10 protein-coding genes are annotated in these 14302 nt (G+C 28.4%); 6 read left to right on the top strand and 4 right to left on the bottom strand.

All coding sequences use genetic code 11. The features are described 5' to 3' along the window. Positions 1-3: 3 nt before the first annotated feature. From Q0828_RS04600 to Q0828_RS04590, 3 genes are all read right to left on the bottom strand, one after another. A complete protein-coding gene (locus Q0828_RS04600) occupies positions 4-612 on the bottom strand; it encodes a hypothetical protein (RefSeq protein ID WP_298418090.1) in 609 nt (202 codons plus the stop codon). 110 nt (positions 613-722) lie between these two features. Further along, complete coding sequence (locus tag Q0828_RS04595; RefSeq protein WP_298418088.1) at positions 723-2783, bottom strand: nitrilase-related carbon-nitrogen hydrolase; 2061 nt, start codon at positions 2781-2783, stop codon at positions 723-725. Between the two features lie 330 nt (positions 2784-3113). Further along, a complete protein-coding gene (locus Q0828_RS04590) occupies positions 3114-3509 on the bottom strand; it encodes an IS110 family transposase (protein ID WP_298418221.1) in 396 nt (131 codons plus the stop codon). A gap of 710 nt (positions 3510-4219) precedes the next feature. Here Q0828_RS04590 and dndC point away from each other — a divergent pair. The 5 genes from dndC to Q0828_RS04565 are packed head-to-tail and all read left to right on the top strand — an operon-like array spanning position 4220 to position 11087. Beyond that, positions 4220-5557 (top strand): DNA phosphorothioation system sulfurtransferase DndC, encoded by a 1338-nt coding sequence (dndC, locus tag Q0828_RS04585; RefSeq protein ID WP_298418086.1) that lies wholly within the window; start codon positions 4220-4222, stop codon positions 5555-5557. After that, a complete protein-coding gene (gene dndD / locus Q0828_RS04580) occupies positions 5557-7668 on the top strand; it encodes a DNA sulfur modification protein DndD (RefSeq protein ID WP_298418084.1) in 2112 nt (703 codons plus the stop codon). Before dndC ends, dndD begins: the two co-directional genes overlap by 1 nt. Further along, positions 7658-9211 carry a DndE family protein gene (locus tag Q0828_RS04575; RefSeq protein WP_298418082.1) on the top strand — a complete coding sequence of 518 codons (1554 nt, stop codon included), beginning with the start codon at positions 7658-7660 and terminating at the stop codon, positions 9209-9211. Before dndD ends, Q0828_RS04575 begins: the two co-directional genes overlap by 11 nt. 2 nt (positions 9212-9213) lie before the next feature. Continuing rightward, positions 9214-9843: a hypothetical protein gene (locus Q0828_RS04570; RefSeq protein WP_298418080.1), complete on the top strand. Its 630-nt coding sequence runs from the start codon at positions 9214-9216 to the stop codon at positions 9841-9843. Positions 9844-9845: 2 nt separating this feature from the next. Continuing rightward, positions 9846-11087 carry a DGQHR domain-containing protein gene (locus Q0828_RS04565; protein WP_298418078.1) on the top strand — a complete coding sequence of 414 codons (1242 nt, stop codon included), beginning with the start codon at positions 9846-9848 and terminating at the stop codon, positions 11085-11087. A 117-nt stretch (positions 11088-11204) separates the two neighbouring features. Here the strand turns inward: Q0828_RS04565 and Q0828_RS04560 are convergent, their stop codons facing one another. After that, positions 11205-13025, bottom strand: coding sequence for an NACHT domain-containing protein (locus Q0828_RS04560; RefSeq protein ID WP_298418077.1), 1821 nt, complete (start codon positions 13023-13025; stop codon positions 11205-11207). A 124-nt stretch (positions 13026-13149) separates the two neighbouring features. Between Q0828_RS04560 and Q0828_RS04555 the strand changes: the two genes are divergently transcribed. Then, positions 13150-14298, top strand: coding sequence for a hypothetical protein (locus tag Q0828_RS04555; protein WP_298418075.1), 1149 nt, complete (start codon positions 13150-13152; stop codon positions 14296-14298). Positions 14299-14302: the final 4 nt, after the last annotated feature.

Below are 14302 nucleotides of genomic sequence, written 5' to 3'. Positions count from 1 at the left end.
CTATCAAAAACCTAATGCTTCAAGTACTTCAAGTTTTGGTAGTTCCTTACTTAAGACATTTTCAATCCAAACTCCAGATTTATAAGTGCCATCTTTAAAATATACTATTCCATATCCGTGCCATTCTCCCTCTTTATATTCTCCTAAATATTTTATGATATTTGAATAACCATTAAATGATGCTGGATTGGTTTTTGACCATTTAGAGATTACAAATCCATTCTTTTTTCCAAGTTTAAAAGATCCAAAAAAACTATAACCATTTTTATTGGAATAAAAAGTAAACCCATTAGCTTTATTGTTTATAAACTGACTAAAAAAGATTCCATTATTTTCTCTCGAATAATCTATTCCTAATCCATTTCTTTCTTTATTTTTTCCTTTCCCAACGTACCAATCACCATTATTATTCTCCCATTTAACAAGATTATTTTGATTATAATTAGGATTAGAAGAACCGAACAGCCAATCCCAAGATTTTGACAATTGTTCTTGTTTTTGTTGATTTTGATAGTAAGTCTCAGCTCGTCTTTGTTGTTCTCTAGTTTGCCCTAAAACTATTTGTGTTCCAACTGTTATTAATGTAATCGCTAGAATTAATATTTTTTTCATAATGTAAATTTTATTGGCTAGTTTATTTTAACCTAAAGTTAGCTGTTTTGTCAAAAGCGATAGCTAAGTATAGCCTACATTGATGTTTTAGCTTTTGTTAGACATATTTTTTATAATATATTCATCTCATTTTCTAGTTCAGTTAAAACTTGATCAAAATCGAAAAGACAGTAATTTTTTCTAATACTTGATTTCATTACAGTATATGCTTTATGTCCAAAAACAAATGCTTTCATATCTAATTTTATTTTCAATATTTTAAATAGAATATAAAAAATATAGGATTTTTCAACTTGGTCAGTGTCTAATTTTGCAAGGTCAAAATACTTAAGAGCTAAATTTAAATGCTTTTCAGACTGATTATATTTTTGTAGTTCAAAATAATATGCCCCACTAATAAAATTGTAATAAGCTAATCGAGAATATTCTTGTTCTTCTAAAAGAGTTTTTTTAGCAATATTTAATTGTAGTTTTTCGTGCGTTTTCTCTAACCATAATTTTGCATCATCCAATTTGTTTTCTCTCAAAAACCTACAAGCAGAACATTGAAAGGAAACAATTTTCATATTTTCAATTTCAGCATTTGATCCAATATAATTATCTGCAAGGTCTCTGTAATCTGAGAGAGTATCGGTGTTGAACCCACAACCATAATCTAGTAATTCCCATTGGTATTTTTGAAGTTCCTTTTTTTCAATCAAATTAAGCCTATCAAAATCCTTCGACAGTTGATAAGACTTTAAAAAATAGCCTTTTGCCAATTGCTTATTTCCTAAAGCCCAATGAACTTTTAGTAAGTTAATTTTTAGTTTAAAAGATACTATTCCGTCATCACCTTTGATCTGTCTTAGAATTAGTTCTGCAATTTTTTTTATTTTAGATGTGAGTATTATTTTTTGGGTTTTTTGCCAATCATATTCGTAGACACGAGTGAAGAGTTCTAAAAAATCTGGAGTTATAACAAGGGTTGGGAATCCCCATATTAACTCTTCTAAATATTCTAAACATTGATCAAACTCAAATTTACACTTGTTTATTTCTCGTTCAATCAATTCTAAACCTTGTTGATTACCTTTTTCAATTATAAGTTTTCTAATAGATTCCTTTTCAAATATTTCTTTATTTTTTTTAATTATTTGATTCAAAAAAACATAAGATTGGTCTAAAATATTATCCTTCACTATGTGTTTTTGTATCGGATTTGTGAATAATTGATTTTCTTTTATGTTTTTAGGTTTTATTTGCTGTAGTTCTTCTTTTGTTAACTGGCGTAATGTGTTATTTTTACTTACATATGGATATTCACACTTTATTAATGAACGGCTAGGGTTATTATTTGGATATGAAACTTTTTTCGTTGTTAAATTACATTCAACAATTAAAAATCCTTCTACTGAAGGCATTTCAATTGCCCTTCTTTCAATTCCGTCATTTCTGGTTAACCCCAATTCTTTAAATTCTAAAAATCCTTCTTTATAGTCGTTACCAAAAAAAGATGAACGCCCGTCAGAAACTTCATTGCATAATGCATTGCAGTATATCACATATATTCCTTCATCAAATTCTTTCACCACTCTATCAATTGATTGGTGATGTTCTCTTCCTTTAGGTTGAAGAGCAATAACACATAGTATATCTATATTTTTCTTAAGAATTTTACTTCTTAGACTTATGTCAAATAGATCTGCACAAATCATTACAGCAAAATTACCTATTGGTGTGTTTTCAAAATATGCAAATTTTGTTCCTCCCACTGGACCAGAATCTATTTTTCGAGAGACTTCATGTGGAGATAATTTACTTTTTTCTGTTAAATATCTTTTCCCTTGATAAAAGACAGGTGATGTATTATAAAAATTATCTTTACGCTTAAGGTATGTACTACCACCAATTACTATAATTTTAGTATTTGATGTCCATTTTCTTATCCTTTCATGTAAATTTGAAGGAATAGAAAATTCAGGAAAAACTATTAAATCAACTGAATTTTTATTTCCAAACTCAAGAATATTATCGATGAAATTTTCATTCTCCTTTTTTAAATTTAGTTGATAGCATTGATTTTTATCTCTTGATAATTGAGAAGCATCCCAAGATGGCTGAGAAATAAGAATTCGTGCTGTTTTTTTAGGTCTCATTCCCCAGTTTTCAGACTTTAATTCTATGTTCATAATTTAATCGATTTCTATATTTTCTGAGTCATATATTTTCTAATAATGTTCATAATTATATCTAATACCTAGATAATAGTGAAAATTTACAAGTGCATGTTTATCAATTACAAAAATTTCGTTTAGTATGATTTTTACTTCTTTAAAAGCGAATCTTACGTCATCGAAAAATATTTTTTAATTTCTTAAGAAACTTTTATTACAGTATTATTTGGAATAAACACTTAATTTTAAATAATAAGTAAAATCAATTAAAACTTGTAGTCTGTAATTTACATATTTTAAAATTGTCAGACAAACCTCCTTTAGTTTTTGAATTATGAATATATTCTACATAACTTCCAAAGTATCAATTTCATATTTTACAACATAAGGTGTTTTTCTTCTCACAACAGCAAAAGCTCTTGCTACCAATTTATTCCTAATGATATTAATTGTACTCATTTTATGTTTGCCTTTTTCGATACGTGAATTGAAGAAATCTTTTATTTCAGGATCAGTTTGTAATGCACAGATTGCACACATATTTAGAATACTTTTTAGCTTTTTGTTAGCTAAATTAGATACTCTGTTTCGTCTGTTTATACTAGAACCTGATTGGTGAGGAAATGGAGCTATTCCACAATATGAAGCGAACTGTCGCCATGTCTTAAACTTTACAAAACAATCGGTATATACAATCATTGATATAACAGAAATCGCACCAAGCTCCTGAATACTAGTTATTAACTCATACTGCTCTTTTATAACTAAATCATTATTGATTATTTTTTAATTGTTGTCATGATAGTTTTTAATAGATTCAATTAAGGGTTTCCGTAATTGGATAATCATCTATATTGACAAATATTACTTTAATAATACATAACTCTCATTTTTTACTCTTGTAAAGTATAGTTGTGCTAATCTTAGTGTGGTACATTCCGTAAGTCATATCAAAATACTCTCAATCGGGTTTGCGGCAGTTGCCACCTCATTTAAAACCAATCGGCTAGCCAAGCTTTGCAATTTGTTGCCAATTAGGATTTTTCCAAGAGAAGTGAATATCGTTTGTTTAAACCATGAGCACATTGCTGATATTACACGTAATTTAATCCCTAGTTCTTTATTGTCGCGTATAATTAATCCCTCTGCTTTGGTTCTAATACTAGGATGAAACGTTTTAACTCTTCTATCTGTATGTGTATACCATGTTTTTTATTGGAATTTTCCGTTAAGGTTAACATATATAAATCTGACTGTTTTTATGTAGAAATATTGTCCTTCCTTTTGAGTAATGATTATTATATTTTATTGAGGAAAACCGTAATTAATACAAACAAAAACATATTAACTTCGCCCAAATTATATTGATCCGTAAAATAATTACGGAAGTCTTTTTCAATAAACTATAATGTTGTAAATTTCCAGTCAATATGAAATTTCCTATAATTTAGATGAAGAAGACTAATTATATCATTGAAGAAATAATTGACCAATATACTTTAGAGGATAACAACAGACCATGGATTATTGGTTTTAGTGGTGGAAAAGACTCTACTGTAATGTTGACTCTAGTATGGTTAAGTTTACTGAAAATTAAAAATGAAGTTGATGAAAAATTCCTGAAAAGAGAAGTTTGGGTAGTATGTAATGATACTTTGGTTGAAAACCCTATAATTACAAACTATGTAAATGGAATACTAGAAAAAATTAAGGTTGCTGCAATTCGACACAACTTGCCTATAAAAGTTAAAAAGACAATACCTCGATTAGAAGATTCATTTTGGGTTAACTTAATTGGTAAGGGCTATCCTGCACCAAACAATGCTTTTAGATGGTGTACAGAAAGATTAAAAATTAAACCGACATCAAGATTCATTGATGAGATTGTTAATAGTGAAGATAACGACCATAAAGAAGCAATTGTTTTAGTCGGAACGAGAAAGAGTGAAAGTGCTTCCAGAGCTAAGTCAATAAAAAAACATGAGATAAAGGGAAAACGTTTAACAAAACATCCGCTTCAGAAAAATGTTTTCGTGTATTCTCCAATAAAGGAACTTTATTTAGAAGAAATATGGTATATAATCAACACATTTGAATCTCCTTGGGGAGCAGAAAAAAACCAATTATTTAACATTTATTCAGACGCGAGCGCAGATGATTATGAATGTCCTACTTTGGTGTCTAACAAAGAGCATAAATCTTGTGGACAAAGTAGATTTGGTTGTTGGACATGCACAGTAGTTAGAAAAGATAAATCAATTTCCGCACAAATTGAGAATGGAGAAGAATGGCTAATACCTTTGAGAGACGTTAGAAACTGGATTCAAGAAGAACGAAATAATCCTGATAATAGATCGGATTACAGAAGAAACGGAACATTAGCAGCTATACCAAATGGCGGTTATGTTGTTCAAAAACACAGAGTCAAAATATTAGAAAAAGTTTTTGAAGCCCAGAAAAAGATTAATGATATGGGAATTGATGTAGAGTTGATAAATAATCAAGAACTTATAGCAATACAAGTCACTTGGTATAGAGACCTTTATTTTGATTTTAAGGTTTCGGATATCTACAATAAAATATTTAATAAAAATCTTGATATGAAACAGCATAATGAACTTATAAAGAAAGAAGAAGAAATTTTATTATCAGCTTGTGAGAATAACAAAGAACATTTCAGTTTGATTCAAGATTTATTAAAGCTTGAAAAATCAAAAACGATTATGATGAAAAGAAGAGGTTTGATAGAGGATATTGAAAATAGATACAAACAATTTATTACTGCATAATGATAATAAAATCTATTGAGCTAAATAATTTTAGGATTTACAAAGGGAATAATCTTATTGATTTATCTGTTACAGATGATGAAAATATTATTATTGTTAGTGGTAAAAATGGTTTTGGGAAGACTACTTTTCTTATGTCTTTAGTCTGGTGTTTGTATGGGCGGCAAATGAGTGATGTCGATGATATCTATAAAAATGAGATTCAAAATAATGGAAATTATCGTCAATACATTAAAAGTAGCCTTAATAAACAAGCTGAGTTTGAAGGAAAAACAAAATTCTCAGTTTCTGTTACGTTCTCAGGTATTACGACAATCCCAGATGTAACATGTAATGAGCTAAAAATAACAAGAACTTATTTTACTGAAGGAAATAAGGAAGAAGACCTTGACATTTTAATTGATGGTTATGAAAGTGAATTAGTTAAAAATATAGGAGCAGAACATTTCATCCGTGATTTTATAATGCCAATGGAAATTGCTAAGTTTTTCTTTTTTGATGCAGAGAAAATAGTTTCCCTTGCAGAAATTCATACTGCGGAGCAAAGACAAAAATTAAGTAATGCCTTTTCGGAAGTTTTAGGCATAAAACAATATCAAAGTTTAAAGGAAGACTTAGAACAGTATTTAGAAAAATTGAAATCTGAAACTGCTAATGCAAAGGAAAAAGCTGAATTAAAAAGGCTTAAAACAGATGTTGAAATTGCCGATGATAGAATAAAAGAAGTTCAAGAAGAAATTAAAAATCTTGAAGAAGAAGCATCTGGAATGAAGTATGAAATTAACAAACTTCAAGAGAAGCTGATAAAACAAGGAAGCCTTATAACTGTAGAACAACTAAATGAATTAAAAGATAGAAAAGACAACCTAGAGAAACAAGTGGGTATTTTAAATGCTGAACTAAAAAAACATTATGAAGTCATCCCTTTTGCAATTGCAGGAAATTTGTTAACGGAAGTTCTGGAGCAAATTATTGTTGAAAGAGATTTAATTAGTCAAAAATTTAATGAAGATAAAGTTGAAAAAATTACAGATAATATTATCAATGATTTAATTAAAATTCCACATCCTGATGATTTAGTTATAAGTTATAAGGTACAAGAGTATTATATTGGTAATCTAAAAGGATTAATACAAAAGCATATTGGAGGAGAATCTGAAAGGAAACCAAATTCAAATTCTGACACAGAAATTATACATAGTTTTTCAGAATCTGAAAAATCGGAATTGAACCAATTTATTAATAACATTCGACTATCTTTCAAAGAAACATTCAATCGGATCAATTCCGATTATATAAGGTCAAAGAATGAATTGAATGATATCAATAAGCGAATTAAGCTAGCTGAAGAGAAGTCAGAAAACCCGCTCGTCAAGGCTGATAGGGAAAGAAAATCTCAATTAGAAAATAAGTATGATGGAATTTTGAGAAATATTGGTGTACTAGGGCAGGAAATTGAAACAAATAATGATGTTAAAGTAAAATCAAAAAAAGAGATTAAAAGAATATCAGACAAACTTAAAGTTTCAAAAGGTAAACAGCAAATTAGTCAAGAAGTAGAGAAATCAATAAAATATCTAAAAAAATTCATTGGAGATTTTAAAATTGAAAAAAAGCATAGTCTTTCAAAAAGAATAAAAGATGGTTTAGATATTCTACTTCATAAAAGAAGTTTTATAAGCGACGTTCAAGTAGAAATTTTGGGCGATGATATAGAAATTAATTTAATCGACGCAAGAGGGAAAGAAATAAATAAGGATTCTCTTTCTAAAGGAGAGCAACAAATGTATGCAACTGCTTTACTAAAAGGGCTTGTGGATGAGTCAAATATAGATTTTCCTGTATTTATAGATTCTCCAATGCAAAAGTTTGATATAGATCATTCCAATAGCATAGTAAAACACTTTTATCCACAGGTTTCTAATCAAGTAATTATCTTCCCTTTATTGAAAAAGGAAATGACAGAAGATGAATTTAATATCTTGTTGCCTAGCATAAGCAAAACTTATTTAATTAAAAATACAGATAACGAGCGATCTACTTTTGAACAAGTTGAGAATAAAGAACAATTGTTTGACGTATTTGAAAAAGATTATCAAGATGCAGTTTAATATAAGTACATCACCAGAAAATGAACCATTAGTTAAATCCTTGACTCAAAAAATAGGTCTTGGTTCAGAAAATCACATATCTAGGATAGCTCTAGCTTATTCTTTAAGTAAAGGGTATAGTTTAGATTTAGAAAAAAATTTACGTCCCTTTGGAGGAAAAGAATATAAAGATCATACTTTATTTGGAAGCTACAAAGAGTATTATGTTGCATTAATCTGTCAACGTTATCAAATACATAGAGACGATTCCAATATCAGAAAATATCTTAAAATGCATATAGATCAAGGTTTGGAATTGATAAATAAGTTTTTTGAAGATAACCAAAACTTCTCTGGTATTGAATTCTTATTAGATAATATTGAAATAGGTATTGATTCAATGAATGAGCATGAAAATTCATTTGAATTTACTAAAAACAACAATTCCTCGTTGAATGAAAAAGAGAGTTTTGTAAAGCCAATCAAAATTTTAGTTGGAGAAACTGAAAAAGGAGAAGAAATTTATTTTACTCCTAATGATACATCAATATATGGTAATTGTCATATTGCAGTTGCAGGAAATTCTGGAACAGGAAAATCATATTTCTCAAGAAAGATTTTAGAGCGTATTGTACAAGGGACTAATGGTAGTGTCAATTTCTTATATCTTGATTTCAAAGGTTTAAATGAAAGTGACAAAACAAGTAATGACTTCAAAAGCTTTTTCAAAACTACGAACGCTGAATTGGTTGACACACCACAAAATTCTTTTCCTGTTAATCCTTTATCATTTATAGATAATGTAAATGAGAAAAATAAAATTGTAGGTATCGGTAGATTTGTAGATATCATTACCAAATACGCTAATCTTGGGAATGTGCAAAAACAAAACCTTAAAGATGCTACAATAAATGCTTTTGAAAATAGAAACGATGGCTCATACCCAACCTTAAAAGAAGTTTTAGAAAATGTGTATGAGATTGCAGGAGACAAGCCTACATCACTTACACAAATATTGATTGGATTAACTGAAATTGAATTATTTGATAATGAAAAACATGGAGACTTCATTAATTCCAATTATTATTTAAGTCTTTCAGGAGATTTAAGTAAAGAAGTTCGTTTTACAGCTACATTTCTTGTAATTTATTATCTATATAATACATTTATGAATATGGATAAAGCTCCTATTGAGGACGATTACAGTGGGTTACGCTACGTTCTCTTAATTGACGAAGCTCATAATGTATTCAAGGAAAAGAAGTCACAAGAGATTCTCGAAAAATTATTGAGAGAAATTCGATCTCAAGGTGTAGCTGTGATGCTCGTTTCACAAGGAATTGAAGAATTTAACCAGCCTACTTTTGATTTTTCTTCCATGTGTCAATCGGCATTTTTAATGTCTATTAAAGATGGGAATAACTGGAAATCAATAAGTAAATTTCTTGGTGCTGGGGAAAAACAACGAACCAAAATAAATCGCTCTATGGAAACAATAAACCCTCGACAAGCCATTACCAATGTTAAGGAGTTTAATTTTGGAGAGATTTTTAATACTAAATAATTATGCCTGAATTTCTAACTAACATTTATTTTTACATAATTTTATCATCTGGTTTAATTATAACTTGGTGGATAATAAAAATAAGGAAAGCTGATTCAAAAACTGAATTTGGTCTTATGGTTAAATTTTTAAAAGAAAGAAGAAAAGAGCCATCTTCTTCTTTGGCATACTGGTTATATTTTTTAATAATTGTGCTTTTAATCGGAATTAGTGGTTCATTGATATCTGCACTTCCATCTTATGAAAATGGTTTTGATATGAATTCTACATCACTAAGTTTGATTGGTTATGCTGTGGTATTACTATGTTCTTCATCAATAGAATTAATTTTTATTGATTTAAACGACGAGGATAGTAAATACTACAATATCAAAAAAGGAATTACAATGTTAGGAGTTGCACTTGTAATTTTTAGTATTTTATTTGGTATTGTGACTTATTTTATACCACAAGAAATAGCCCGACTTGTCTTAAGCATTGTCGCTTGTATAGTTGCAGTTTATTTTTGGTGGATAACAAATGCAAGAAACTTATCAGTTTTAGATTCACCAATTCCTCCATCAACAGACAATACAACTGGTGGTAATACAAATAATTTAAGTGGGGCTACACCTCAAGAATTTACTGAATAATTATGGAGTACCCAAAAACAATTAAAGCAATAAAAGTTCACCAGCCTTTTGGAGATTTTTATGTTTGTGCATTAACAGCAAAAGATATCATTGATTTATCTTTTAGTGATCCTTTACGTTATGATGAAGATAAAAATTTAAAAGGTAGCCAACGAAAATTAGACGAGAAAGGCAGAGTCAGATCAATAACCAGTTATATCAATGGTAATGATACGGCATTCCCTAATTCAATAATTGTTTCTGCTAATTACAATGAGAAAGGTCTAATTGAAGAAGATGAAAATTTAACTTGGAAATTTAATCCTTCTGGTAGTGATAATATTTATGAAGTAATTATTCCAACACCAACAAAGTTAGCAGCAATCATAGATGGTCAACATAGAGTAAATGGTTTTAAAGAAGCTAGTATAGAACGTCAAAAAGAAATGGAGCTATTGGTTGCAATTTATTTTGATTTACCTAATCCGTATCAAGCTTATCTTTTTGCAACAATTAATTACAATCAAAAACCAGTAGATAAAAGTCTTGCTTTAGAACAGTTTGGATACTTTACGGAAGTAACCGAAAGTAAAACTTGGTCTCCAGAATTACTTGCCGTGCATCTATCGAAGAAACTAAATACTGAAAATGACTCTCCTTTTTTTAATCATATAAAAGTTGCTCCTCAAAATGATGAATTTTTACTTTCTAAAAAACCAAAAGAAATGGATTGGTTGGTATCTACTGCAACGATTGTCGATGGTGTTTTAAAGTTGATCTCCACTAATCCTAAGGAAGATTCTAATGAATTGAGAAGATTGAATGAAAAAGATAGAAACAGAACTAAAATAAGTAGAAATGACAACACACCTCTAAGACGTTTCTACATAGAAGGTAATGACTTATTTGTTTATAAAATAATTTTTAACTTCTTTAAAGTGGTTGATGTAGAAATATTCAAACCAGTTACAGGTCAAACATCTTACATAAAAAAAACTATTGGTATTCAAGCATTATTTGTAATCCTAAAAGAAATTTTAAATAGGAATTTAGATACAGACAAAAATATTAGTCAAGAATACTTTAAATCCTATATTGATCGATTTAAAACTATTGATTTTACCGATAATTTTTACACGGCATCTGGTATTGGCAAATCAAGAATTCAAAATTCTATATTATTAGCACTAGAATTCAAAAATTTTGAAGATATAAGAAATGAAGATCATATTCCCGAGTATAGAAGACTTTTGGAAAGAAATTAAAAAAATGTCATGGACAAATTGACAGTAACCTACTAAGGAAATAGCTAGTGCCCAAAAATGGAAATAAATCATCAGCATGGAAAGATTGTTAGTGTTTGAGCTAAATAACGTATTGAATTACTCTACAAAGGTTTTACGACAATAAAGATATTTTGGCATTTTATGATATATATCTGAGTCAATATTCTCTCCTTTCTTTTTACCCTTTTTAGATAATAGATAAATTTGTGTTTGATTGACAGTGTGCATTTCACTATCAATGTTATAAATGTCCAATATTATATTTTTTGAATTTCGCTTAAATATTGAATCAATCAAATTTTCAAAGCTATCAACTAATATATCCGTTGTAAATAAGGCTAACTGATTTTTATCTTGAATTTCACTTTGAACATATTTTGAGTACAAAAGTAAAGCACTGATTCCGACTTTTGAATTCTTATAAAAATCTGGTTTTTCCAATATAAGTCTATTAATAAACTTTTGAATAAAACTAAAAGAGACATTCTTTTTTATAAATATTGAAGTTAATTCGCTAAAATATAGGCTTGGATTGGAGGAGATCGTAATGGTTATGGCTAATTCATTAGGTAACATTTCTATTAATCTTTTATTTCCTATTATATTTGGTAACTTAACTAGATATTCTGCTGTCAAAAACTCTTGAATAGATTTATGTGCAAACTCATAAAATTCAAAACCAGATTGAACAAATAAACCAGTATGAGACTCAATATCATTGATAACACTTTTAGCTTCATTATAATCTAAGTCAAAATCATGATAGATAACTCTATAAACAATTTCTAAATCCTTTTTAGAAAATATTACCTTGTTATTTTTAGTTGTTAAATGATAAGATAAATTAGATAAAAACTCAAATTTTCTATCAATTTCAAACATAGCATATTTTGAACTTCTTTTTATTCTTCTTTGCTCATCCCATTCTTCAAGTAATAAGTTGACTATTTTTTTATATACAGTTTTTGGTTTATCAGGAATTTTACCAAGTCTTTCATAAATAGCACATAAATGTGCAATAGTTAATGGTCTTATTGATGTATCATTATATGGAGACTCTCTTACCTCTTCGAGAAATTTTTTTGCACTATTAACTCCAAGCCACTTTTCAGCAAAATTTTGAATTTGAATTTCATTTAATGGACATATTTCATAAACTGATATGCTTTCATTACTGTAGCTGAAATCTGCTGTTCGTGAAGTAAGTATTAATTTAGAATTCTCTAATTTTGATGCGATGTTAGTAACTTCATCCAGAATAATCTCCTTATGACTCTTAAAATGTAACTCATCGAAACCATCTATAATCAGCAAAACATTCAGTTTTTCTAATATTTCGATGACTAAGTTTGATTTAACTCGGTTTAAATCTTCTGCTGTTTGTATGATTTTGTTATCATCAGCACTGATTTTTAATCCTAAAACACCAAACAAATACTCTATTATTATACCAGAAGACTCTTTACTTCTATTCTTATTAAATTCACGTAGTTTTACTAAAATTGGATATTTAAACCTATTTGGAAAAAAATTCTCGTCAAAAAAAATAGATTGGCATAAATGCTTCATTGAAGTGGTTTTTCCTGCTCCAGGCTGACCTAGAATTGCCAAATGATTTTTTTCTCTTTCCAAAGCCTGCAAAAAAGGAATTACAGTAATTTTTTCGTCTTCTACAATTCTTACTCTTTTAGGATAGATATACAGATCTAATGGTATAAAAATTCTTGAAGTTTGTTTAGAGTTTTTTAAATCTTTAAATGTTATTTCATTAGACCAATTCTTAACATATCTAATATGATTATTAATTGATTTTTCAATTTCCTTCTTATCAGATTTTATTTTTATTTTTTTAAACCTGTTACTTACAATTGCTAAAATTAAACTAACAGATTCTTTAATTATTGTTTCTTTAATCATAAATTCAATATACTAAATACTACATTCAATAAAGTGAAAAATTACAAAATTATAATATAAAATACATACATTTAATATAGCAAACTGTTATTAGCGTATTATAATAAAACTAAAATCCAATTATATGAGCAAAGAAAAATTAACTCGAAAGCAATTATATGATTTGGTATGGTCTAAACCTTTAACTAAACTTGCTAAAGAATATGCAATTTCTGATACAGGTTTACGAAAGATTTGCAAAAAGCATAATATTCCATTACCAAAACTAGGGCATTGGCAAAAATTACAATATGGCAAAAAAGTTACTATAATAGCTCTCCCTAAAATTCAAGACGATAATACTTTAATTGAGTTATCTATCAGAACCGAGGGAGATGAAAATAATTATAGTTATTTATCAGAATATCATAAACTGAAAAAGGAAATAGAAAATGATAAAACTTTAAAGATTACAGTTCCAGATACAATTTCAAGATATGATCCACTCATTACATTAGCTAGAAAAGATTTACAAAATAAAAAGCCATCTCAATGGAGTAACTCTAAAGGATTGATATTTTCATCTATTGGTATTTTGAACATAGAGGTCTCAAAATCTAATATAAAAAGAGCATTGAAATTTTTAGACACACTAATTAAACTTTTAAAAAAGCGTGGTCATGAAATCAAAATTGATAATGGAAAAACGTATGCTATTGTAAATAATGAAGAATTAGAATTAAGATGCAGAGAAACTTTAAAAAGAGTCAAAAGTGAGAAATATAAATGGGAGAGTTATGACTATGTTCCTTCTGGTAGGCTAGTTTTAAAACTTGAAAATAAATATCCAAATAAAGAATGGAAAGATGGTAAGCAAAGAAAATTAGAAGATCAATTGCCGAATATCTTAACTACTTTAGAATTAAGAAGTGAAAAAATAAAAAAGGAACGTATAGAAAGAGAAGAAGCTCGAAAACAATATGAAATAGAAAAAGCCAAAGAAGAGCTTTTAAAACAAAAGAGGGATATCGAATTAGGAAGTTTTAAGAAACTTTATTTTGCTACTGAATTACATCATAAAGCAAATGTAATGAGAAACTACATCAGCAAAATAAAAGAAGATGCTATCAAAAAGGATGATCTCACAGAACAATTGATAAAATGGATTGATTGGGCTTCTAAAAAAGCAGATTGGGTTGACCCTCTAACTGATTACAATGAAGATGAATTACTTGGAGAATTTGAAGAAAAGTACTTTGAAAAAGAAAAACCGAAATACTCTTGGTATTTATAATTTA

Origin of the sequence: uncultured Kordia sp., assembly GCF_947496985.1 — a bacterium.
Classification (GTDB): domain Bacteria; phylum Bacteroidota; class Bacteroidia; order Flavobacteriales; family Flavobacteriaceae; genus Kordia.
Note: the sequence above shows the minus strand (reverse complement) of the source record. Positions and strands in the feature narration are given on the sequence as shown.